We start from the raw sequence: 23,483 nt of genomic DNA on the forward strand, positions 1-23,483 counted from the left end.
GAGCACAGGAATGTTTGCAAGTCTATATTTGAAGCTGCGGTTCAAATAATGAACCATAAGCGCTGATGGCGGCATAATCAACAAAAGCTCAAGCCCCCGCTCGTCAGTCCGGTTCTGGTGGAGGTCGCTTGTGGGAAATCACAGCGACGATCGGATGCTCTCAACAAGGGGAACAAACGCAGATGAACACGCAAAATTCGCAAGGTGCTGCTGAGAATCAGCTGCGCAAAAACAGTCTCGGCGTGGGTGCCGTGACCTTCCTGGTCGTGTCTGCCGCAGCGCCGCTGACCGCGGTTGCCGGCGGCGTACCGCTATCGATGATGCTCGGCAACGGCCCGGGCATTCCTCTGACCTTCCTGCTGGTGACCGGCATTTTGCTGTTGTTCGCCATCGGCTACGTGGCGATGGCGCGGCACATCCGCAACGCCGGCGCCTTCTATGCCTATACTGCTCGCGGCCTCGGCGGGCTTATGGGCGGTGCTGCCGCTCTCATCGCCATTCTGGCCTATAATTGCATGCAGGTCGGCGTTTTCGGGCTTTTCGGCGCTGCGACCAAAGGCTTTTTTGCCGAGCAATTCGGCCTTGACCTGCCGTGGTGGGTTTGGACCTTTATCGGCATCGCTCTTGTGGCCGTCTTCGGCTACCGCCGAGTCGATCTCTCGGCCAAGGTGCTGACAGTGCTCGTTATCCTTGAATATCTCGTCGTTCTCGTCATCGACGGCGCGATTTTCGTAAAGGGTGGTGATGCCGGCCTCTCTGCCGCACCCTTCACGCCAACCGCCTTCTGGAGCGGAACGCCGGCTGTGGGCCTTCTGTTCTGCTTTGCCGCTTTCATCGGCTTCGAGGCAACTACGATCTACAGTGAAGAAGCACGTGAACCACACAAGACCGTACCGCGTGCAACCTATATCTCGGTGCTGATTATCGGCCTCTTCTACATGCTGACGTCCTGGCTGATGGTAACAGGCGCCGGCGTCGACAAGCTCGTGCCCACCTTGCAGGGCCTTGCCGATCCGACGACCTTCCTCTTCGGCCTTGCCGAGCGCTATGTCGGTCATTGGATCACGGTCGTGATGAGCGTCCTCTTCATCACCAGCCTTTTCGCCGGCGTTCTCGCCTTCCACAATGGCGTTGCGCGCTACATGTATGTCGCCGGTCGTGAAGGACTGCTGCCCAAGTCGGTCGGCGTGACGCATCCGGTCTTCCAGAGCCCGCATGTCGGCTCGATCATCCAGACTGTTATTGCCGTGCTCGTCGTCGCGCTGTTCGCCGCGACCGGTCAGGATCCTGTGCTGGGGCTCTTCTCCTGGCTGACGAACGTGGGCACTCTGGCAATCATTCTGCTGATGGCCTTTACCGCCTTTTCGATTGTCGTGTTCTTCAGCCGCAATCCGGGACTTGAGAATAATGTGCTGGCGGTCAAGGTGTTGCCGACGCTGACGGGGCTTATTCTTGCGGCGCTCGTCTATTATATCTCGGCGAATTTCGGCGCGATTGCCGGAGCAAATGGTGTGCTTGCCGTGCTGCTGCCCTGCCTCGTTCTGATCGCGGGCGTGATCGGATTTATCGCTGCCGCGCGCCTGCGGTCGGCGGATGCCGATGGTTTCGCCCGCCTCGGTGCCGGTCAGGAAGCCTGATACAATTCCAATCGTGGTGGCGGGGGTACTCGCCACCCTTTCAATCGAGAGAATGAGATGCAGGATAAGATCGATCAGCTCCGGACGATGTCCGTTTCCCCGCAATCGCTGTTCATCGGCGGCGCTTGGCGGCCGGCGGTCAGCGACGCTGTCATGGACGTCATCTCGCCGATCGACGGCACCAGGTTGACCACCATCGCCGACGCGGGTGCGGAAGATGTCGATTTGGCCGTCAGGGCGGCGCGTACAGCTTTCGAAAAGGGCAGCTGGTCGAAAGCGGCTCCCGCCGAACGCAAAAAAGTGCTGCTGAAGATCGCCGACTTGATCGAGAAGAATGCGCTGGAACTTGCCGTGCTCGGCGTGCGCGACAACGGCACCGAAATCTCAATGGCCCTGAAGGCGGAGCCGGGCAGTGCCGCAGGCACTTTCCGCTATTATGCCGAGGCGATCGACAAGGTCTATGGCGAGATCGCGCCGACCGCCAACAATATTCTCGGCCTCGTCCACCGCGAACCTATTGGCGTGGTCGCGGCAATCGTGCCGTGGAATTTTCCGATGATGATCGGCGCCTGGAAGATTGCGCCGGCTCTTGCTGCCGGCAATTCCGTCGTGCTGAAGCCGGCCGAAGGTGCGTCGCTGACGCTGCTGCGGCTCGCGGAACTCTGTGCGGAGGCAGGATTGCCCGAAGGGGTCTTCAACGTCGTCACCGGCCGGGGTGCGGTCAGCGGCGAGGCACTGGGCCTGCATATGGATGTCGATGTCCTAGCTTTTACTGGCTCAGGTCCTATCGGCCGTCGTTTATTGGAATATTCGGCGCGCTCGAACCTGAAGCGCATCTATCTCGAACTTGGCGGCAAGTCTCCGAACATTGTCTTTGCCGATGCGCCAGATCTCGATCAGGCTGCGAAAGTCTCAGCCTATGGCATCTTCCGCAATTCTGGCCAGGTTTGCGTCGCCGGCTCCCGCCTGCTCGTCGAGAAATCGATCCATGAGGCCTTTTCCGAAAAAGTCGCCCGCATTGCAGATGCCATGACGGTCGGCGATCCCCTCCAGTTGTCGACGGAAGCCGGCGCGATCTCCAGCGAGATACAGCTGAAGAAGGATCTCGGCTATGTCGGGCAGGCCCTATCCGAAGGGGCTTCCTTGCGCACCGGTGGCTCGCGCATCCTGGAGGAGACCGGCGGCTATTACATGCGGCCGGCCGTGTTCGACGTCATGCCATCGATGACCTTGGCGCGCGAAGAAGTCTTCGGGCCGATCCTATCAATCATCCCGTTTGAGACCGAGGCGGAAGCTCTGCAGATTGCCAATGCCACCGAATATGGCCTCGCTTCGGCCGTCTGGACGTCGAACCTGTCACGCGCTCATCGGATGGTGCGCGGAATCCAGGCTGGCGTCGTCCACGTCAACACCTATGGCGGCGCTGACAACAGCGTGCCGTTGGGCGGCGTTAAGCAATCGGGCAACGGTCATGACAAGTCGCTGCACGCTCTCGACAAATATGTCGATCTGAAAACCGCCTGGATCCAGCTTTGACGCGATAAGGCGCTTCCGCTTTTCTTCGAATCGCGAAAGTGCCACATCCTTCTGCTTCCTCGAAAACTCCGGGCGGAAAGCCGTTACGCGTTTTTCGCGGAATTACTTTGGCCAAACGCCGGGAGCGCACGCGCACCGGCTGCGTCCGTCTCGCAAGCATAGGCCTTGCGGGCGGCTGATATGTCGTGCGCGGAGCTCCAGGTTTGCTCGCGCTGGTGGTACATACATCAATATATTTAACGTGTGAACTATATTGACAAACGCTGAGCCCTGCATCACTCTCAATATTTGAATAAATGGTTCAAATAATGAATCTAAGTGGGAACTGAACATGACTGTTTCGCTCGGCTTTGCCGACCTCATTCTTATCAATGGACGAATCTATACTGTTGAGCCAAGCCAGCCTTGGGCCGAGGCGCTCGCCGTCAAGAATGGCCGCATCCTGGCCGTCGGCAGCAACACCGAAATCGAAGCGCTGAAGGGGCCGGAAACGCGCCTTGTCGATCTTGCCGGCAAGATGGCGATGCCCGGTTTCATCGACATCCACAACCACATCATGATGGGCGGCCAGGCCGAACTGTTCGAAACCCAGATTCCGGCCGGCGCCTCTGTCGAGGCGATCTGCGCCCATGTGCGCAAGCAGGCCGGGATCGTGCCGCAGGGGCAATGGATCGTTGCCAATCAATGGGGCGCCGACATGATCACGGCGATCAACAGCGAGGCCGCGCTCAGGAAGCTGGATGAGGCAAGCCTCGGACATCCCGTTCTTCTGCGTGATGAAACCATGCACAATCGCTGGGTCAACAGCGAGGCGATGCGGCTTGCCGGTATCTCCAACAATCAGCCTGATCCACCGCAGGGTTCCTTCGGCCGCGATCCGGTCACCGGCAGGCTCACCGGCCTGCTGGTCGAGTCCGCCGCCGGCATTGTCGAGCGGACGGCTGCCGAGGCGTTCACCGAGGAAATGGGCGAGGCCGCCGTGGCCCGCGCCATCGAAGTCGTCAACTCCTACGGCGTGACTGCCTTCCAGGATGCCGCGTCGGTATTGCCCATACTGAAGGCCCTCAAGAATCTGGATCTAAAGGGCAAGCTGACCGCATGGGCTGTTACGTCGCTGCCGCTCATAGAGCCGAGCTTCATGTTTGGCCTATCGGGTGATGGCCTGCTGGCGCTGCGGGATGAGTTTCGCACCGAACATGTGAAGCCGAACTTCACGAAAATCTTCCTCGATGGCGTCCCCGGCGCCCGCACGGCGGCTTTCCACGACGCCTATGTCGCAGACGCCGCGCGTCCCCATGGCTATCGTGGCGAAGTGCTGGTGAGCTACCCTGATCTCGTTCGCCATATCGACAAGTCCGAAAAGCTCGGCATGGGATTGAAGATCCACTGCGCCGGCGATTATTCCGTCACCGAGATGCTCGATGCGGTCGAGGCCGTCAGGCATTTCAACGGCCCGACTGACATCAAGCATCACATCGCTCATGCGAGCTATCTGCGCGAGGAAGACATCAGCCGCTTCGCGACGCTCGGCGTTGTCGCCGATCTCTGCCCGATGATCTGGTATCCGACGACCTTCCTGGAAGGCCACAAGGAAGTGATGGGCGAGGAGCGGGCAACCCGCTTCTGGCCGATCGCCAGCATGAAGGCCACCGGCGCACTGTTGGCGGGCGGTTCCGATTGGCCCGTCATTCCGATCCCGGATCCGTGGAACGGGATTGAAGGCATGGTGACGCGGCAGAACCCGTCCGGCGCCTTTCCGGGTGTCTCGCTTTGGGCGGAGCAGGCGATCGACCTCGCTTCGGCAATCGAGATCTACACGCTCAATTCGGCAAAGGCGATGCGGCTGGACGATGAAACCGGCTCGCTTGTCGCTGGCAAATCGGCCGACATCATCGTGCTTGACCAAAATGTCTTCGAAGTACCGGCGGATCAAATCGCCGATACCAAGGTGCTGACCACATATTTCGCGGGTGAGCCTGTCTACCAGCGCTAGCTGCAGCGGCGAAGAGGAAACGCCGCAAATTACAAGGAGGGAAGGGAAGAGAATGAAATTGACATCCACACTCATCGCCGTTGGCCTGGCTGTTGCCGGCATGGCCTTCACGGGTTCGTCAGCCTTCGCGGCCGGACCGACCTGCAAGAGCGGGCCGATCAAGGTCGGCGCCGTCTCGACGGTCACCGGCGTCGTCGACTTTTCCGACGCGCCGAAGGCTACCAAGGCCGTCTTCGAGCAGTTGAACGACGCAGGCGGCATCAATGGCTGCAAGATCGATTATTCGCTGGCCGACGATAAGGGCGACCCGCAAGTAGCGGCCCAAGCGGCACGCGACCTCATCGACAACAAAGGCGTCGTGGCTCTGGCAGGCGGCGCAAGCCTGCTCGACTGCGCCGTCAATGCCGGCACCTACAATCGCAATGACGTGCTCGCGGTTCAGGGCGTGGGCGTCGACCCCCTCTGCTTCAATGCGCCGAGCATCTCGCCCGTGAACGTCGGCCCGTTCACGCTGACCACGGTTATGCTTGACTATGCGACGAAAAACCTTGGAGCAAAGAAGGTCTGCGCCTTCTTCCTGATCCTGGGCGGCACGCAGGAAGCCTATGGCAACGCGGTTGCGGCCTGGCAGAAGCTGTCCGGCAACAAGGTCGGCCTCGTCGACATGACGCTGCCGCCGCAGGGTGACCTCACGCCTTACGTAATCAAGGCGCGCGACGCGGGCTGCGATGCCGTGCTCACCAACCAGGTTGAGCCGGGCGTGGTGCAATGGGTGAAGACTGCCGATGCGCAGAAGATCTCGGGCATCAACTGGCTGTTCCTCGCACCCGGTTACACGGAGGGCGTTGCCAAGGCACTGGCCGGTAGCAAGCAGCCCGTCTATGTCGGCACCGAATGGGAGCCCTACACCGAAAACACCGCTGCCAACACCGACTGGGCCAAGACCATGGACAAGGCTGGCCTCGCAAAGACCGCCTTCTCGCAGGGTGGCTATCTCGCCGCCAAGGTGATGATCGACACGATTTCGGGCATCGACGGCGAAGTCACCCGCGAAACCGTCTCTTCGGCGCTGAAGGGGGGCAAGGAAATGCAGTATTCCCTCGCTGGCAGTCCCTATGTCTTCGGCGAAGCCAGGGCGCATTCGCCCATGAAGGCGACCAAGGTCATGCAGCTTGTCGATGGCAAGTGGACAGTCAAAACACCGGATTGGTATACTTTGGCGAAGGCCAAGTAAGAAGGCTGCGCGCCTGGCCTTGTCGATACCGAGACAAGGCCAGGCGATGAGCCCCGACCATGATCTGATCTGGTGAGGCGGTGTGCCCGCTTCCGGAGTCTCTGAATGAACGCTCTCTTTACAGCCGCCGTGGCTGGTCTTTCCGCAGGCGGCGCCTATGCCATCCTTGGCGTTTGCGCAATATTCACCTACCGCCTCGTAGCCGTGGTGAACTTTACCGGTGCCGCAATCGGCGCCACGGGTACCTTCATCATGGTCGCGCTGCACGAGGCCGGCATGCCGCTCCTCCCGGCGGCGCTATCGGGAATTGCCGCCGGCGCCCTGGCCGGGGTCCTGATAGGGCTCGTCATGACGACCTGGTTTGCCAATGTGAATGCCTCCACCAAAGCGGCTGTCACGGCGGCGCTTCTGGTCGGCATCATCGCCATCGGCTTGCGGCTGACCGGCGGCCAGCATCCCCACTATTTTCCCGAGCTGATCCCCGGATCGGCGTTCCGCCTCGCCGGCGTCGAAGTTACCTGGGCGGCTGTGACGACACTGCTTCTTTCCGTGGTCTTTACCTTAGTGACGGAGCAGTTCCTGGCGCGCACGCGGATAGGGCTGCAATTGCGCGCTCTGTCGCAGCGGCCGATGGCAGCCGAGCTGATCGGCATTCGCGTAAGATTGCTGGCGCTTGGAGTTTGGGCCGTAACAGGCGGCGTGACCTCCTTCGCGCTGATGATCATCGCGCCGCTGCGCTCTCCCGATTTTTCGTCGCTGAGCCTTCTTGTCGTGCCAGCGCTTGCCGCCGCGTTGATCGGCGCATTTGCCAGCTTCCGCGCCGCCCTTTTGGGTGGACTGACGATCGGCATTCTGGAGGGTGCTGTCAGCACCATCGATCTCGTCAGCCAGTATCGCAGCACCGTTCCATTCATCGTCATTCTTGCTGTCCTCCTGTGGTCGCAAAGAGGAGCCCGCTGGGATGAAGCACGCTAGTTTCCGCGCCGCCGTTGTCACGGCCCTATCGCTTGCCGCAGTCGGCGCGCTCATTCTTCTGTTGTTGCCCAAGTACTGGGTGTTCCTGCTGACCGCGGTGTTCATCACCGGCATCGCGCTCCAAAGCCTTGGTCTCGTCGCTGGCCGCACGGGCATGATCTCGCTCTGCCAGATGTCTTTCGCGGGTGTCGGCGCCTGGGTGACAGGATATCTGAACGTTATCGAGGCACCTGGCGGCCTCGTGGTGTGGATGATCGTCGGCGGTCTTGCCGCCGTGCCGGTCGGCATAGCCATCGGCCTGCCAGCGCTGCGCCTGCGCGGCATCAACCTTGCGATTGTTACTCTCGGCTTCTCCGCCGCATTCGATACGGTGTTGGCGACGATCACTTTCCCAGGGCAGACCACGTTCACGCAGGTCGTACGCCCATCGCTTTTTGAGAGCGACTATGGCTTCTTCATCTTCGTGCTGATTGTCTATGGGGTGATTGCCGTCAGTCTCGAATTCGTCAGCCGCTCGCGGCTTGGTGCTTCCTGGCTTGCGGTGCGACATTCGGAGCGTGCAGCCGCGGCGCATGGCGTTTCGATACCGCGGGCAAAGCTGAGCGCCTTCGCCATCAGCGCCTTTATCTCCGGCGTGTCGGGCGGACTTCTCGCCGGCTATCTCGGAACGTTGGTGTCCGAAAACTTCTCGATGATGCAATCGCTGGCGCTGTTCGCCGTCGCGACCATGGTTGGTGCGCATTTCACGCTCGGCGCCGTCATCGGCGGCATACTGATCACGTTGTTTCCGGAACTGCTGCGCAGGCTCAATCTGCCGCAGGACGTTGGCAATGTCTTCTTCGCCATCGGTGCTGTGCATGCGCTCTCCTCCGGCGAAACGATCAGCGAGACCTGGATGCGGCTCGGGCGCAAGCTGTTGCCCCGCCGCCGGGAAGCTTCCTCCCATCAAGATGCGGGCCGCTTGCCCCCAAGCGCCGCTCATGAACCGGGTCTGGCGCTCGAGGTCAGCGATCTCACCGTCCGCTACGGCGCGGTCGTGGCGCTCGATAAAGTCAACCTCAAAGTGCCTGCGCGAACCGTCGTCGGCCTGGTCGGGCCGAACGGCGCCGGCAAGTCGACCATGGTCGATGCGATCGCGGGCTTTTTGGCCCGCTATGACGGCTCGGTGAAGCTGAATGGCAAGCCGCTGGAGGGTCTCTCGGCCACCAGCCGCGCCCGGTTGGGTATTCACCGGACCTGGCAGACGACACGTATCGCACCCGAACTCAGCGTCGGCGGCTATGTGCGGCTTGCTGCAGGCGCCATCAGCGATGACGAACTTTCCGCCATTCTACAATGGTTCGATTGTCCGCCCGCCGACACGCCGATTGCGTCGATCGACGCGGGGACCCGGCGCCTGCTCGATGTCGCTGGCGTCGTCGCTTCGCGCCCGCCCGTAATCCTCCTTGACGAACCTGCCGCCGGCCAATCCTATGCCGATGCGGTCAAGCTGGGTGAACGCATTGCTGCTATCCCCGAGACTTTCGGCAGCGCCGTGCTTCTGATCGAGCACGACATGGATCTCGTACGGCGGGCCTGCTCGGGGATCACGGTGTTCGATTTCGGGCGCGTGATCGCCAACGGCGCCCCGCAAGCCGTGCTTGCCATGCCGATCGTCCAGAAGGCCTATATGGGCATCGAACTCGAAGAGGCTGCCGAATGACCGCACTTTCCATCAACGGCCTCGTCGTCAACCGCTCCGGCATTCCCGTCGTCCGGGGCGTGGATCTCAGCGTGTCGAGCGGTGAAATCAGCGTACTCCTTGGATCGAACGGAGCCGGCAAGACGACGCTGCTCGAAAGCCTGTCGGGCATTATCCCCGCTGCGGCGGGCTCGGTGACGATGGATGACGTCGAGCTTCTGAAGCTGCGCGCAGGCTTGCGCGCTCGTGCCGGCATCAGTCACGTCGAGCAGGGGCGAACGGTCTTTCCGGAAATGACCACCGAGGAGAATCTCAAGGTCGCACTCGATCCTGCCGCCGATCTTCAGGAGGCATACGCCCTCTTTCCGGAGCTGCGTCAGCGTCGCGATATCAAGGCCGGCATGCTGTCGGGCGGTGAGCAGCAAATGGTCGTCATCGCCCGTTCGTTGCTGACTCGGCCGAAGGTCATCATGATCGACGAAATGTCCTCCGGTCTTGCGCCTGTCATCGTCAGCCGCCTGATGCGGGCGGTCCGGCAATTGGCCGATTCCGGCATGGCGGTTATTCTCGTCGAGCAATTCGCGGCGCTTGCGCTTGCGATCGGCGACCGTGCCTATGTCCTGCGCCGCGGAGCGATCGTCTATGACGGTGATTGCGCGACGCTCGCCGGCGATCCGGCGCATCTGCATCGTCTTTATCTCGGCGATGCCGCCGCCTAACGACCTAACGGTATTCAAGATGGCAAATGGGGATGCGATTACGGATCGCATCCCCATTTTGTCGTAGGCATCTTTGCTGCTCAGCCGCCGAAGCTGCCGGCCTGGGTTGGGACATGGACATAGTTACGGTCGAAGTAGAGTAGGGCGTGCCCATCCCTGCGACTGCGGATATCCATCACCTCGCCGATGAAGATGTGATGCGTGCCGACGAGGCGTGCTTCTGTCAAACGGCAATCAAAGGAAACGATCGCGTCGGAAAGCGCCTGGCTGCCTGAGCGGAAATCCACCCATTCTGCCGCGGCATAACGTTCTTCCATCTCGGCGCGTTGACCGGCGAAGTAGCCGGCCAGCTCCTTATGCTCCTGCGTGAGGACGTTGACGCAAAAGCGGCGGTTTTCGAAGAAGAGTGCCGTCTGCGTCGAGCGGCTGTTCATGCAGACCAAAAGCGTCGGCGGTTCGTCGGTGACGCTGCACATGGCTGTGGCGGTAAAGCCGCCGCGGCCGGCAGGGCCGTTGGTGGTGATCACGTTGACCGGGGCGCAGACCCGGGCCATCGCGTTGCGAAATTCGGTTTTCGAAAGTTGCTCCTCCATAGCAACGACCTCACTCGGCAGCGTTGCGGATAGGGGAGGTTTGCCCAAGCGGCGGAAGCCAGGTGTCTCCAGTCCAGCCGTTTTCGTCGTAGTCGCTCATGCACCGGTCGACGAGTGCCTCCATCTCCTTCAGCCGACCGCCGCGCTCGGCGCCTTTCAGAACCTGCAGACGGACTTCTTCGGGCGCGCCGGCATAGTTCAGCTCATAGAGTGCATGCCGCCCGCCGAACTCGGTGCCGGTCGCGTCCCATAAGAGCTTCATGATCTTGATGCGCTCGATATGGCCCATGTCGTTGGACCCGCGCACATATTGGGCGAGGTAGCGATCGATCTCCGGATTGCCGAAATCCTTGGCCGATGAGGGCAGGTAGATAAGGCCGGAGGCGACGACCTTGCGCACCGTTTCGATGACGCGTGGATAGGCTTCGGACATGAAGGTGCGGTAGGAGAGGGCTGCTTCCATGTTCGGCAGCACTGCACCATTCGCCCAGGGCTGCGGATTGTAGGCCATGGCGTTGGAAAAGGACCAGAACATGTGGCGCAGCGCGATGACTTCGCCGAGTGCCGCCTGATTGCCGCGGAAGGCGTCACCGCCGGTGGCACGCAGCGCCTTGGCCAGCAGTCCGGCGATGAAATCGAGTTTTACGGCGAAGCGCGTGCAACCCTGGAAGCAATAGCCATGCATGAAGCCGGAAGCCGGGTGGAAAGACAGGATCTTGGCCGCATCGCGCAGCACGAGCACGTCCTCCCAGGGCACGAAGACATTGTCGAGCACCAGAATCGCGTCATTTTCGTCGAAGCGCGACGACAGCGGATAGTCGAAGGGTTGCCCCACAGTATTGGCGGTCTGCTCATAGGAAACCCTGCAGAACATCTTGATCCCGGGCGCGTTCATCGGAACGATGAACATGACCGATAGCGACGGATCTTCAGTGACGGTCGCCGAACTCTGGGCAAGGAAGTTGTAGTGGGTCAGCGCCGAAGAGGTCGCGACCACCTTGGCACCGGACACATAGATACCGGCGTCGGTTTCCTTGGTGATGTGCACGAAGACGTCCTTGACGGCATCGGCAGGTTTATGACGGTCGATCGGCGGATTGACGATCGCGTGGTTCATGAAAAGCACGGACTCCTGCGCGCGCTTGTGCCAGGCAAGCGCATTGTCCTTGAATGGTCCGTACCAGTCGGCATTGGCGCCGAGCGTGTTCATCAGAGCGGCCTTGTAATCGGCGGTCCGGCCCATCCAGCCATAGGACATGCGTGCCCAATCAGCGATGGCGCCCTGCTGGGCCACAAGCTCGGCGGAGGATTTCGCCACCCGGAAATATTTATGGGTGTAGCCGCCGGATCCAGTGTCGGTGGGCGACGTCAGGCGCTCCTTGGACTTTTCGTCGTGCAGCGCATCATACATGCGCGCAATCGAGCGAGCGGAATTGCGCATGGAGGGATGCGCCGTCACATCGGCGATGCGTTCGCCATTAATGTAGACTTCGCGGCCATCGCGCAGGCTTTCCAGATATTCGGCGCCGGTAAATGGACGGCTCTTGTCGCTGCGGTGGTCTTCGGCTCGCATCTCGTATTCCTCCCTTGAGATCATGACCGATGCTACGTCGCCGCCGGCGCCGCGGCCATGGACAAAGGAGGTAATTCGCTGGTACTTTTTCCGGCATGTCGCAGAAAAACGAGATCCCGAATTTCTTTGTCTATGGCGAGCCAAGCCGTGTGCTTGACATCGGCTTTCTGCATGTGGAGACGGTCATGGACCGGAAAACACTGCATTTCGGGCACGTGGCGGCGCATAAGCACCCATCTATGGGGCAGATCACCTATTGGTTCAAAGGTGGCGGTCGCTATCGTATTGAGGATGAAACTTGGAATTTTTCCGCTCCGACGATCAGCTTCGTCCCAAGCAACATCATTCATGGATTCGAGGTTGACGATCAGTCCGACGCCATTGTGGTCTCGGTATCGGACGATACGTTGAAGACGCTTGCCTCTCAGGTGGACCTCGGCCTCGATGCGCCGACATTTCTGACGGGGCGGCCGGAAGATCCATCCTGGAAGCGGGTCGATGCGCTGCTTGAAATGGTGAGCGCCGAATATGCGGATCGTGGCGGGCAGAACGAGAAAGTCATATTGGGATTGGTTGGCGTCGTGCTCTCGTTGGTGGGGCGCCTTGGCGGCAGCGCGGCGCTTCCGCAAGCCTCACCGACCGTTGCCCTTGCGCTGGCGCTTAGAAGCGCCATCGATCGCCATTATCGGAGCGATTGGCCGGTCGGCCGCTACGTCGAACTGCTTGCCACCACACCTCATCTACTCGACAAGGCCGCGCGCGAGGTTTTCGGGCTTACCGTCAAGGAACTGCTGCTCGAGCGGCGTCTGCTGGAGGCCAAGCGCCTGTTGATGTTCACGATCCGCTCGGTCGAGGATGTCGGCCGGGAAGTTGGCTTTGAGGATCCGGCCTACTTCTCGCGGTTCTTCCGCAAGCGGATGGGAGAGGCTCCGGCCGCGTGGCGACGTCGGAATGTGGAGCGAAGCTCGATCGGCGGCGATGCCGAGATATGAACGCAGACGCGGCAGTTTCCAGTGGGTATGACCGTGCCATCAAGGGCCTGATGCGCGATCTCGCTGCGGCTCAACTTCTGCTGTAGCGTTGGCGAAACTCGCGCGGTGTACAGTTTTCCCGCTCGTGAAACAGACGCGAGAAGTAGAACGCGTCGACGATCCCAACCTTGGAGGCGACGAGTTCGATCTTGTCGTCCGTCGTCGCTAACAGCTCCTTGGCGTGGTCCATGCGCAGCCGAAGCTGAAAAGCCTTTGGCGGCAACCCAATTTCCGCCAGAAATTTCCGACGCAGCGTTGCCGGCGACATGCCGTGCTCGGCCGCAAAAGCCGTCATGTCGAGAGGCTGCATTGCTTTCTTGCGAAGCGCGTCGATGATCTCGGAGAGATCGGCTCCATCTGCTTGCGAAGGCTTTGTTTGACTGACCTGATGGGCCGCGAGAATGACGATCTGATGCAGCACTGAAGCTGCCGAGGCACTGGCAAGTGGGGTATCTTCGAGCAGATTGGCGTGAAGGGCGCTGAAGAGGCGTTGCATACGGTCGAGGTTGCGTAAAGAAGCGATCGGATTCTGCTCATTGATAAGCCGTAGCCGCAGGAAATCGCGGACGAGCGAGCCTTCGAAAAGCACCCATCGCTCACTCCAGCCATCCGTATCCGGGCCGTAGGAGTGTTGCCTGTTCGGGAAGAGCCAGAAAAGGGCAGGGCCTTCTACGCTCCTACGACCGACGGCATCGGTTTCAAGATGCCCGTTGCCTTGCTCTATCAGAACGGCGGCATAGCTCGGCAGCTTTCGGGCTTTCACCCAATGAGCGACGTGCTGCCTCCCGCTGCCGATAATGGCCAGTCCTCCCATGGCCTCAAGAGGTGACCGATAGATGGCGTCTGTCGTTTCCATGGTGAGCGAAAAGTCCAGCATGATTTTCCTCCATGTAGGAAAGCAGTTCTTTTCGCTAGATTCAATGGGTCTTCAACTCTTGTAGCGGGCGAGTGAAATGTCGATTTCCATGGGGGTGACGCACAGAGACGGGAAAGGCCCCAGTCTCGTGGCGAATGGGAAACAGCTGTCGACGACGGCAGATCGGCTCGGTTACCTCACTCCGACCGATCCGGGTATCGGGGTCGCCGCGATCCGCTGGCTTTATGAAGAGAACGGATATGTCTGGTTGAAAGGCTTTCTGCCGCGAAGCGAGGTGATCGAGTTCCGGGGCTGGGTATTCAGCCATCTGGCGGCAACCGGCCTCATCGCATCCGGCACGGACCCGCGCGACGGGATCGCTTCTGCGATCACTCCGGATAGCAAAGCGGTGGACCGCTATTTGATGGCCTTGGTCCGTTCCGTCGCCTATGAGGGGTTCTGCGCGCAGCCGCGTATGGCCCGTTTCATGGATGAATTCCTGGCGGGCATCTCCTACCTGCACAAGCGCAAGATCATGCGCCATGTTCGGCCGGGTACGACGACGGCAACGCCGGCGCACTATGATCTCGTCTATCTTCGGGGCGGCACCAGTCGGGTCGTGACGGCATGGATCCCGATCGGAGACATTCCGGTCGAAATGGGTGGGCTGACCTATCTCGAAGGCTCGCATGCCATCGGCGCGCGAATGGAGCGCGACTTCGCCGAACAGAACAGCGACCTTAGCCCCGAGGAGCGCGTGAGCGCTTACAATCGCAACATGACAGAGGGCGGGTGGGTCTCGAAGGACCTGCCTGACATGGCAGAGCGTTTCGACACGCGCTGGCTGATCGCCGACTACGAGGCCGGCGACGTGATGTTGCATTCGCCCTTCATGATTCATGCCTCGACGACCAATCAGGATGAGCGCCAGCGACTGCGTCTGTCCACCGACATCCGCTATCAGAATGTAGAGGATGAGATCGACGTTCGCTGGAACAACCATTGGTCGCTTGGCGACATGCTCTAACAGGACCAAGCCAGCACAGATCCGGATGCCGGCCGAAGTGGGGAGGCCGGTTCCGGTCAGCGACCGCTACACAGGATGCGCTCTATCTCATCGATGCGGTCGCGGCGGCGTTTCAGGCGTTTGCCGATGCGGCCGAACCAGCGCTTGCGCTTCTTTGCCTCCCGGCTGGCCTGAAGTTGCTCGATATAGACCTCGGCGACGCTTTCGTTTTCGACACGATCGAAAATCCAGCAGAAGGAGACGGGCAGCTTGACGACGCGAAACTGCGGATGAACGCTCTTTTCATCCTCGGCAATGATATGTTCGAGAACGAGCTGATCCCACATCTCGGGATTGGCAACGCATCCCTGCCGCCAGAGTTCCAGAAGCTGCGCCGCCGCCGGCGTGTCGTTGATCAGGATCGTCGCGCTGACCAGACGGCCGTTGGTCTCATAGTAAGCGGCAATATCGCAATCGAGTTTACGAAGTTCCGGCCAGGGATTGCGATGGAAGACGGCGTCGACATCGACGTATAGCAGCGGTCCGCGCAACCTTGATCTTTCTTGCGTGAGAAAGCCGGGTTTGAGGCCTGCATTGAGCACCCAGCTTCCGGCGCTGGGCAATGCTGTCGCAAGGACCTTCAGGCCGATCCTCTCGGCTGAACGGGCCATGCGCTTCTCTTCCTGTTCGTAGAAGCTGCCGGCGGTGAAGAAAGCCACCACAGGACCATCGGCGTCGGTCGCTGCGGATTTGCGCCTCTCCAGATCTTGCCGGGCAGGGAACGGGACGATGAGCGCGCGCTGCTGGGCTGTCCAGGGGCGCACCATGTTGAATATATTCAAGAAGGCACCTTCGGGGCTTTGTCTATTCGTTCAATGGCCTGCTCCGCAATTCGCGATCTGTGTCAGGTCCGTTTTGCATTTCCGTTGATATTGGCGGTCGGCCCACTTGCACGCCCCCGGTGTGTCGCAGGTCAGATTGAGAGTTCGCTTGAGCGATTTGGGCTAATGGCTAGTCGGAAGGTGACCTCGCTTATGGTAATATTGGATTGGCAAACCGTTTGATCTTCGCTAATCCGGTCTGTATGTCCGATAATGTTGTCAAATTTGAGCGCCGTCCCAAGCCGAAGCCGCCAAGGCAAATACCGCCATGGCGGAAGCGCCTGCTGGTCGCCGTCGCCATCGTCCTATTTTTCCTAGCGGCCTTTGCTTACTTCTCGCTGAAAGGCGGCCCGGCAGGTCACGCTTTCTAAGGATACGGCACCATTTTTCTATGATTTCCGACATCCGCTGGATGCTCGGCGGGGGCGGTGAATAGCGAGTCGCAGCCCTTGGTGGCTTGCTGTGATTTATGCAAGCATTGACAAGTACGCAACCAAGCTCCGTACACGAGCTCGAGATCCTTCAGCCCTCGATGTGCAAGCCATGCAATCCGGGCACGCCTGACCTTGATTGGAGGCCCCGGGGGCTTGAATCTGAAATTCCCTCTTCTTAGCTGTCTAGTATTCGAGGCTTCATGAGCTCGATATCCATCACGTCTATTTGGAGTGGTCAAAATGGAAGACAGAACCAGAGTAATAGAAGAGTTGAGCGTTGAAGAACGCGAGGAAATCCTGATCGATGCCGCTTTGACATTGGAAGATGCCGCAAACGAAGCGTTGGTTGAAGGCGACAAGCAGTTCGCGGCGTTTTCGAACAATATGGCCGAGGCGATCCGCATTCACGCGGATGAGCTCGCCCGCGATGATCCGGAAAGTGCAGACAAGGTGCTGCAACAGGCCACTGAGGTCATCTCCCAGTTCAAGGCCAGCCATCCGTATCGAATGATCAGCACGGCTGTTCACTAATCGCGGCGGTGCACTATCTGCCGTCACGTCGACACGACCCTGGAGGATTTTTGATGTCTGAACTCGTGGTGCTTGGTTTTGATGATGCCGACAAGGCGGATGCCGTTCTCAATCGTCTCGTTCAGCTAGAGAAGGAATATCTGATCGATCTGGAAGACGCCGTCATTGCGGTCAGAGACGAAACTGGCAAGGTTCGTCTCAAGCAAAGCGTCAATCTCACTGCTGCGGGTGCGGCAAGCGGCGGCCTATCGGGCGCCCTTTGGGGGTCTCTGGTCGGCCTGCTGTTTCTGAATCCGCTGGCAGGCCTGGTTGTCGGCGGCGCGCTCGGCGCGGGATCCGGCGCATTGGCCGGATCGATGGCGGATTACGGTATCGACGACGACCTCATCAAGAGGCTGGCTGACACCATCCCTGCAAAAAGCTCAGCGCTTTTCCTGCTGATCCGCAAGGTCCAGCCTGAGAAGGTGCTGGCCGAGTTTAAGGGCGATCACGCGCGCCTGCTTCGCACCTCGCTTTCGCCGGAGCAAGAAGATCGGCTGCGGCAAGCGCTTCTCGACGACACGCTGACGCCATCCGCCGCCCCAGCCACGGCGTGATCCGCGGATCTCAAGGCTCGTCGCATATTGGAGCCCGTACGACTTCAGCGGTTGTTCGGGCTTTCATCTTATAGAGCCTTGATGGCGTGCGGCGCAGGCCATCTGCACGCGTCCACCTTCTTTCCTACTGGAGAAATTGCTGCCATTGTCCGGCGAAGGTGCGGCTGCTGATGCCGCCACACTCGAAGGGGAGGGGCAAGACCCCGCACGGCCATTGTCAACACACGTCTACACCCGTGAGGCCGCGCGATGATCGAGCCCGCATCTCGTCAAAGCGGACCTCCGCCTCCACCGAAAACCTCGACGTTTCAGACCAAGCGCGCAGCCATACAGGCGTTGCGGGTCATGATCGCCTGTACGGTCACCTATGCTGTTTCCCAGTTGCTCCACCTTCAGCAGGGCTATTGGGCTGTGTTTACGGTACTGATTGTCATGCAGGCTTCGGTCGGTGCCACAGCCGGCATGGCCGTCGACCGTCTGGTTGCGACGGTCGCCGGTGCGGTGCTTGGCGGCATAGCCGTGTTTCTGACGCCGCACGAGCCGCTTCCCATAGGGGTCGCACTGATCAGTGTCGTCGGGTTTGCAAGTTTCGTTTCCGTGCGAGCGCCGCGCTTGAAAAACGCAGGTTTGACGGCCGCGATCGTAATGTTGACGCATTCGCAGGCGGTTCCGGTGGAGGTTTTCGTGATTGACCGGATCGCGGAAATCACACTGGGAGGTGTCATCGGCGTGCTCGCCAGCCTCTTCATCCTGCCGACCCGTTCGCGAACCGTTGTGCTCGATCGCTTCGCATCGGCGCTCGATGTGATGGCCCAGATCATGCGGATGCTTGCGGCTGCAGCTGAAAAGGGCGAAGCGGTGTCGGCGGCGGAGGCCAATATCGGGCTGCGGCAATCGCTGGTGGCAACGGAAGCGTTGCTGACCGATGCACAGCGCGAGCGATCTCTATGGCTGGCAAAGCAGGGAATTTCCGACGCCATTCCGCGTTCGCTGTGGCGCATTCGCAATGACATGACCTATGTCAGCCACCTGTTCGAAGCGCCTTTTCCCGTTGAAGTGGTCGAGGCGATCGGGCCACAGGCTGCACTGGTTCTGCGCGCCCAAGCCGCCTTTGCCGAGGCTTGCGGGAAAGCACTGAGAGAGGGAGGCGATATCGATTCAGATCGTCTGTCCGATGCGGACAGTGCTTTCCAAGCGGTCTTCGACGCATTTCAGCATTCCGAGGCTGCCCAATCGGTCGCTTTCAGCGACAGCGGGCGTTTGTTCGGCTTCGATTTCACCCTGCGCCGAATACGACAAAATTTCCTCGATCTCGCCGACCGCATCCGAGAAAGCCGCGGCGATGAAAGCGAACGGCCGACTTGAGCACGCCGGCCGTTCGCTGAGCATCACCAACTCCACATGGTTCCATCCGACAGCCGTGCCACGTCGAGATAGGCTCGCCGATAGGGGTATTTTTCAGCAGCCTTCTCATCAATATCGACGCCGTGTCCCGGCTTCTCGCCACTATAGAGCTGGCCGTCCTTCAGATGCCATTCGTGTGGGAAGACGTTCTTCGCTTCATCCGGATGGAAGGCATATTCCTGGATCCCGAAATTCGGCACCCAGCGATCGAAATGCAGCGCCGCACCCATGGTGATCGGCGACATGTCAGCCGCGCCATGGCAGGCGGTGCGGATATGATAGAGGCCCGCAAGATCGGCGATGCGCCGCACATGGGTTATGCCGCCGGCATGCAGCGGCGTTGTACGAATATAGTCGATTAGCTGCTCCTGGATCAGCTGGCGGCAATCGTGGATCGAGTTGAAGACTTCGCCGAGTGCGAGCGGCGTGGTGGAGTGCTGCCGGATAAGCCGGAAGGACTCCTGATTTTCGGCCGGAACCGCGTCTTCGAGCCAGAAGAGCCTGTGGCGTTCCACCTCCTTCGCAAGCGCTGCCGCCTCTTGCGGGGTCAGGCGATGATGAACGTCGTGCAGAAGGTGAAGATCATAGCCGAAGCGATCGCGCAGATGGTCGAGAAGCTTCGGCAGGAACCGCAGATAGGTGGGCGTGTCCCAAAGCGTTTCGCGCGGCTTGTCCTCTGCTTGCGCGAGCGAGCCGACCTTTTCGACGCCGTAAGTCACCGGTAGGCCAGGAACGGCGCTTTGCACGCGAATTGCCTTCCAGCCCTCTTCCTTGAAGGCGGCAACCTTGTCGACCGTCTCCTCGATCGTCTCGCCATTTGCATGGGTGTAGGCGAGCATATGCGTGCGGCTGGCACCGCCGAGCAACTGGTAGAGCGGCATGTTGGCCGCCTTGGCCTTGATGTCCCATAGTGCCACGTCGACGGCGGCGATCGCCGCCATGGTAATCGGGCCGCGGCGCCAATAGGCGCCCTTGTAGAAATATTGCCAGATGTCCTCGATCTGCGACGCATCGCGGCCGATGAGGCAGGGAACGAGATGATCCTGCAGGTAGGAGGCGACGGCCAGCTCGCGGCCGTTCACCGTTGCATCGCCGATGCCGTAAATCCCGTCATCGGTTTCGATTTTGAGGGTGACGAAGTTGCGCCCAGGCGAGCAGACGATGACCTTCGCATTGGTGATTTTCATGGGAAACCTTTCCTGGTCTTTAAACGAAATCATGCCTTCGGATCGGGGATCTGCTCGATGCGACCGAGGACGAAGACATAGGAGACGATGCCGATCGCCAGCATCACACCTGCCAGCAGGAAGGCACGACTGAAGGATTGCGTGGCCCCGACGATGAAGCCGGTGATGATCGGAGCGGCAATGCCGGTTACGCTGTTAAGGAAGTTCATGATGCCGCCGACGGTGGCGGCACCGCCCCTCGGCGCGATGAGAGCGGGGATAGACCATCCGGCCGGTGCAGCCGCGGCAAGGCCACTCAGAGAGATTGTGATCCAGAGGATCGCCCAATAGGGATCGGCAGTCAGTCCGGCGCCGACTACGGCCAGACCCATCAGCATGCCGAGGACGATGATCGTCTTGCGTACCCGGGATTCGTCGAGACCCTTGCGGATGAAGTGGTCGATCAGCCAGCCGCCGATCAGAAGGTCTGAAGCCGTGGCAAAGATCCAGGGAATTGTCGTGAAGCTTGCCGACTTCAGAATATCCATATGCATCTCCTTCACAAGATAACCCGGGAGCCAGAAGATGAAGAGGGCAAAGGCGTAGCCATAGGCGGCAAAGCCGATCGAAAGGCCCCAGACCTTGCGATTGCGCAGGAGATAGCCGAGCATGCCAACGGCATTGGCGGAGGCCTCGCCTTCCTGCGCCGCACCACCGGCCTTCAGATAGGTGCGTTCCTCGTTCGAGAGATTCCTGTCGGCTCCGGGGTCGCGATAGAATAGCCAAAACAGTGCGAAGAAAACGAAGCTGATGATCGCCGTGGCGATGAAGCCGCCGCGCCAGCCGAAGTGGAGCATCAGGAAGGCGACCAGCGGAATGGCGATGACATTGGAGAATTTTGCAGCCGCATCAAAGAGAGCCGTTGCAAGCCCGCGCTCATGGCGCGGAAACCAATAGCCGGTTGCCTTCGAGTTGGCAGGGAAGCCGGGTGTTTCGGCGACGCCGAGAAGCATGCGTGAAAGAAAGAGCGTCTGCATGCCGGTCGAGAAGGCCGTGATGATGGAAGCAACACCCCAGGAGAATGTACTCCAGCGCATGACGCGCTGGACGCCGAACCGGTCAAGCAGCATGCCCACGGGGATTTGCAGGAAGCCATATGTCCAGCCGAAGGCGCTGAAAAGTATGCCCATCTCAGCCGGGCCGATGTGAAAGTCGTCCTGGATGAAGGGCGAGGCGACCGTCAGGTTCACCCGGTCGAAATAGTTGACGAGAACGCCGAGCGCTAACAGGGCGCCGATCCACCAACGGCGATTGGTGGATGGCCGCTGCATCGTCGCGGCAGTGGTTGAGTGTTCGATTGTCATGAATCCTCCCATATGAAATATCACGCTACTAATCTGAAATTTCACATGAGGCAATAATTTTGATATATGCAGCCGAAAGTCAATGCCGATCCAGGTTGATCGGATGTGGGACGCGACGGCTGGGCCGGGCGGGAAAAGATCGACTGCGCGATGACGAAGACGGAGAAGCAAACCCGGAGCCTGTCAGAGGAAGCCTATGATCGCCTCGAAGGTATGATCGTTTCCACGGAGCTGCAGCCGGGTGCGCGCTACACCATCCAGCAGTTGCAGCAGCAATCCGGCCTGGGACGCACGCCCGTTCATGACGCCGTAAAGCGCCTCTCGGCCAACCAGCTTATCTATGTCAGCCCGCGTTCAGGCTTGAGGATCGCGCCGGTCAATCTGGCTCAGGAAAGAACATTGCTTCCCTTGCGGACGGAAATGGAGGTCATCGGCTGCGGGCTGGCAAGCGAACGTGCCACGCCGCAGGACCACAAGATCTTGCGGACCTTCATCACTGATCTGGAGGCTTCAAAGTCGGAGCTTAGCCTGGAGCGTTTCAACTTCACCGATCGTTTGCTCAACAAGGCGATCCTGACCGCATCCGGCGAACCGCTTCTGGCAAATACGCTCATCCCGCTGCAGACGCTCTATCGCCGCACCGGATGGATATTCCACACCTATCTCGGCCCCGGCGCGTCTATGGCGACCATGATTGAGAGCCACATTTCCTTGTTGCGGCTCATCGTCTCCGGAGATCGCGCGAATACCGAGAAATTCGTCCGTGAAATGATGCAGGACCTGTCGAGCATGCTGCTGCAGGTGCGCCAATCGATCGATCCCGCGACGCTCGATGTGAGCCTGGCCGACATGACCGTGCGAACCGGAATAGCTGGCCCGATCAACTGAAGAGGGCCTTGCTGATCGATCAGGATGCCGACATCACTGCTTGGCCGCCGCGGGGATTTCGATGGTGCCCGCCGGCAAGCACTGCACGGCATGATTTTTTCCTTCCCTTTTTGGCAATGCATTAAGGGTTGAGGTTGAATATGCTAAACTATGAATAAGGTACCGCGCAGATACGATCTGGATTTCCTCAGGGTCGCAGCTTTCATGCTGTTGATCGTCTACCACGTCAGCTTGATGTATAATTCGAGAAGCTTCCTGCTAAAGGCGCCGGACACCTCTCCTATTTTCGATATTATTCACTTATGGACGCATCCTTGGCGGATGTCCCTCCTGTTCATCATCTCGGGGACTGTGACGGGTATGTTGCTGACGCGGCAATCTCCCGAGGCATTGCGGAGCGCGCGCACGAGACAATTACTGATACCTTTGCTGCTGGGGCTGCTATTTCTGATACCTCCCCAGATTTACGTATGGTTGAATGCCGGTCTGGACGTGAATGTCAGCTTCTACGATGTCGTTTGGCACTACCTCACGTGGACGCCGATACGCCTGCCGGACGGCGAACTGGCGCAACTCGCGGGGATGCAGCATCTTTGGTATCTCGCCTATCTCTGGATCTATACGGCTATCCTGACGCTTGCCGTATCGGCGAGGCCGCAACTCTTGGTTATTGCTGGTGACGGGCTCGCCTCATGGCTGACCGGAAAATGGCTTCTCATCCTGCCCATCATGTTCTTCGTGCTGCTGCGGCTCCTGCTCAGGCCGGTATTTCCGCCGACGCCTAATCTGTTGGGTGACTGGTATAGCCACGCCATCTATATCGCCTGCTTCTTCATCGGAGCGGCACTGGCCATGCGTGATGACTATTGGGACGCGGTTGTCAGCATGCGAAGGCCGGCCTTGTGCCTGGCTTTGGCATGTGCGCTGGTCTTGGCGTTGCTGTTTGTGGCGATGCCGCTGCCGGAGCCTGAAAAATGGCGCCTGGTTGTCGGGCAAGCAATTGCGGGCGTTTTTCAGTGGTGTACCATCGTCACCGTTCTCGGCTACGCAAGAATCTGGTTCAAAACCGAGAATGCCGTCATCCGCTATTTAAACCGGGCGGTTCTTACCTACTATGTGCTTCATCAGACCGTCATGCTGCTTATCGCCTACGTATTGGATCAACTCGGACTGATGTCTGCCTCGCTGTTCGTCCCCATCGTCGTTGTTACCCTTGCGATCTGCGCGCTGCTTTATGAGTTGAAGCGGCAGCTTGAGGCTTCCTGTAAAGCGATGTTCACCGCCCGCTTCGCGTGATGTCGCGTGGCGATTGAACCGGCTGAGATAGCCGGTTTCTCTCTTGCGTTGGGGCCGCGAAGGTCCTGTCGTGCATTCGCGCCATTAAA

Annotated in this window: 20 protein-coding genes; 14 read left to right on the forward strand and 6 right to left on the reverse strand. The window is 59.8% G+C overall.

Annotated features, from left to right (window positions below; translation table 11 throughout):
- Positions 1-182: 182 nt before the first annotated feature.
- The 7 genes from GGD46_RS16080 (at position 183) to GGD46_RS16110 (ending at position 9,775) form a co-directional block, all read left to right on the forward strand.
- The gene (locus tag GGD46_RS16080) at positions 183-1,637 is read left to right on the forward strand and encodes an APC family permease (protein WP_184705544.1); all 1,455 of its coding nucleotides are present in this window, start codon (positions 183-185) and stop codon (positions 1,635-1,637) included.
- 57 nt (positions 1,638-1,694) lie between these two features.
- Entirely contained in the window at positions 1,695-3,173 is a 1,479-nt protein-coding gene (locus GGD46_RS16085; protein WP_184705546.1) for an aldehyde dehydrogenase, read from the forward strand.
- A 331-nt stretch (positions 3,174-3,504) separates the two neighbouring features.
- The gene (locus GGD46_RS16090) at positions 3,505-5,166 is read left to right on the forward strand and encodes an amidohydrolase (protein ID WP_184705548.1); all 1,662 of its coding nucleotides are present in this window, start codon (positions 3,505-3,507) and stop codon (positions 5,164-5,166) included.
- Positions 5,167-5,218: 52 nt separating this feature from the next.
- Positions 5,219-6,400 carry an ABC transporter substrate-binding protein gene (locus GGD46_RS16095; protein ID WP_184705550.1) on the forward strand — a complete coding sequence of 394 codons (1,182 nt, stop codon included), beginning with the start codon at positions 5,219-5,221 and terminating at the stop codon, positions 6,398-6,400.
- Positions 6,401-6,505: 105 nt separating this feature from the next.
- Positions 6,506-7,375 carry a branched-chain amino acid ABC transporter permease gene (locus GGD46_RS16100; RefSeq protein WP_184705552.1) on the forward strand — a complete coding sequence of 290 codons (870 nt, stop codon included), beginning with the start codon at positions 6,506-6,508 and terminating at the stop codon, positions 7,373-7,375.
- Entirely contained in the window at positions 7,362-9,077 is a 1,716-nt protein-coding gene (locus GGD46_RS16105) for an ABC transporter permease subunit (RefSeq protein WP_184705554.1), read from the forward strand. The genes GGD46_RS16100 and GGD46_RS16105 overlap by 14 nt, the downstream gene beginning before the upstream one ends.
- A complete protein-coding gene (locus GGD46_RS16110; RefSeq protein ID WP_184705556.1) occupies positions 9,074-9,775 on the forward strand; it encodes an ABC transporter ATP-binding protein in 702 nt (233 codons plus the stop codon). The genes GGD46_RS16105 and GGD46_RS16110 overlap by 4 nt, the downstream gene beginning before the upstream one ends.
- Before the next feature lie 80 nt (positions 9,776-9,855).
- Here the strand turns inward: GGD46_RS16110 and GGD46_RS16115 are convergent, their stop codons facing one another.
- Positions 9,856-10,368 (reverse strand): flavin reductase, encoded by a 513-nt coding sequence (locus tag GGD46_RS16115; RefSeq protein ID WP_184705558.1) that lies wholly within the window; start codon positions 10,366-10,368, stop codon positions 9,856-9,858.
- Positions 10,369-10,378: 10 nt separating this feature from the next.
- A complete protein-coding gene (locus tag GGD46_RS16120; RefSeq protein WP_184705561.1) occupies positions 10,379-11,941 on the reverse strand; it encodes a 4-hydroxyphenylacetate 3-hydroxylase N-terminal domain-containing protein in 1,563 nt (520 codons plus the stop codon).
- 95 nt (positions 11,942-12,036) lie between these two features.
- Between GGD46_RS16120 and GGD46_RS16125 the strand changes: the two genes are divergently transcribed.
- Complete coding sequence (locus GGD46_RS16125) at positions 12,037-12,933, forward strand: helix-turn-helix domain-containing protein (protein WP_184705562.1); 897 nt, start codon at positions 12,037-12,039, stop codon at positions 12,931-12,933.
- A 70-nt stretch (positions 12,934-13,003) separates the two neighbouring features.
- Here the strand turns inward: GGD46_RS16125 and GGD46_RS16130 are convergent, their stop codons facing one another.
- Positions 13,004-13,828 carry an AraC family transcriptional regulator gene (locus tag GGD46_RS16130; RefSeq protein WP_184705631.1) on the reverse strand — a complete coding sequence of 275 codons (825 nt, stop codon included), beginning with the start codon at positions 13,826-13,828 and terminating at the stop codon, positions 13,004-13,006.
- 97 nt (positions 13,829-13,925) lie between these two features.
- Between GGD46_RS16130 and GGD46_RS16135 the strand changes: the two genes are divergently transcribed.
- Positions 13,926-14,855: a phytanoyl-CoA dioxygenase family protein gene (locus GGD46_RS16135; RefSeq protein WP_184705564.1), complete on the forward strand. Its 930-nt coding sequence runs from the start codon at positions 13,926-13,928 to the stop codon at positions 14,853-14,855.
- 56 nt (positions 14,856-14,911) lie between these two features.
- On the opposite strand, the gene GGD46_RS16140 is transcribed toward GGD46_RS16135, so the two are convergent.
- Positions 14,912-15,676, reverse strand: a complete 765-nt coding sequence (locus GGD46_RS16140) for a putative nucleotide-diphospho-sugar transferase (protein WP_246806325.1) — start codon at positions 15,674-15,676, stop codon at positions 14,912-14,914.
- A 713-nt stretch (positions 15,677-16,389) separates the two neighbouring features.
- Here GGD46_RS16140 and GGD46_RS16145 point away from each other — a divergent pair.
- The 3 genes from GGD46_RS16145 (at position 16,390) to GGD46_RS16155 (ending at position 18,641) form a co-directional block, all read left to right on the forward strand.
- A complete protein-coding gene (locus tag GGD46_RS16145; protein WP_184705566.1) occupies positions 16,390-16,680 on the forward strand; it encodes a hypothetical protein in 291 nt (96 codons plus the stop codon).
- A gap of 53 nt (positions 16,681-16,733) precedes the next feature.
- The gene (locus GGD46_RS16150) at positions 16,734-17,276 is read left to right on the forward strand and encodes a DUF1269 domain-containing protein (RefSeq protein WP_184705568.1); all 543 of its coding nucleotides are present in this window, start codon (positions 16,734-16,736) and stop codon (positions 17,274-17,276) included.
- Positions 17,277-17,525: 249 nt separating this feature from the next.
- The gene (locus GGD46_RS16155) at positions 17,526-18,641 is read left to right on the forward strand and encodes an FUSC family protein (RefSeq protein ID WP_184705570.1); all 1,116 of its coding nucleotides are present in this window, start codon (positions 17,526-17,528) and stop codon (positions 18,639-18,641) included.
- A 23-nt stretch (positions 18,642-18,664) separates the two neighbouring features.
- On the opposite strand, the gene manD is transcribed toward GGD46_RS16155, so the two are convergent.
- The gene (manD, locus tag GGD46_RS16160; protein ID WP_184705572.1) at positions 18,665-19,867 is read right to left on the reverse strand and encodes a D-mannonate dehydratase ManD; all 1,203 of its coding nucleotides are present in this window, start codon (positions 19,865-19,867) and stop codon (positions 18,665-18,667) included.
- Between the two features lie 29 nt (positions 19,868-19,896).
- Positions 19,897-21,210 (reverse strand): MFS transporter, encoded by a 1,314-nt coding sequence (locus GGD46_RS16165; protein ID WP_210325590.1) that lies wholly within the window; start codon positions 21,208-21,210, stop codon positions 19,897-19,899.
- Between the two features lie 150 nt (positions 21,211-21,360).
- Between GGD46_RS16165 and GGD46_RS16170 the strand changes: the two genes are divergently transcribed.
- Positions 21,361-22,098, forward strand: a complete 738-nt coding sequence (locus GGD46_RS16170) for a GntR family transcriptional regulator (RefSeq protein ID WP_184705574.1) — start codon at positions 21,361-21,363, stop codon at positions 22,096-22,098.
- Positions 22,099-22,248: 150 nt separating this feature from the next.
- Positions 22,249-23,394, forward strand: a complete 1,146-nt coding sequence (locus tag GGD46_RS16175) for an acyltransferase family protein (protein ID WP_184705576.1) — start codon at positions 22,249-22,251, stop codon at positions 23,392-23,394.
- The last annotated feature ends 89 nt before the right edge of the window (positions 23,395-23,483 follow it).

Origin of the sequence: Martinezella lusitana, from assembly GCF_014207095.1 — a bacterium.
GTDB classification, from domain to species: domain Bacteria; phylum Pseudomonadota; class Alphaproteobacteria; order Rhizobiales; family Rhizobiaceae; genus Rhizobium; species Rhizobium lusitanum_B.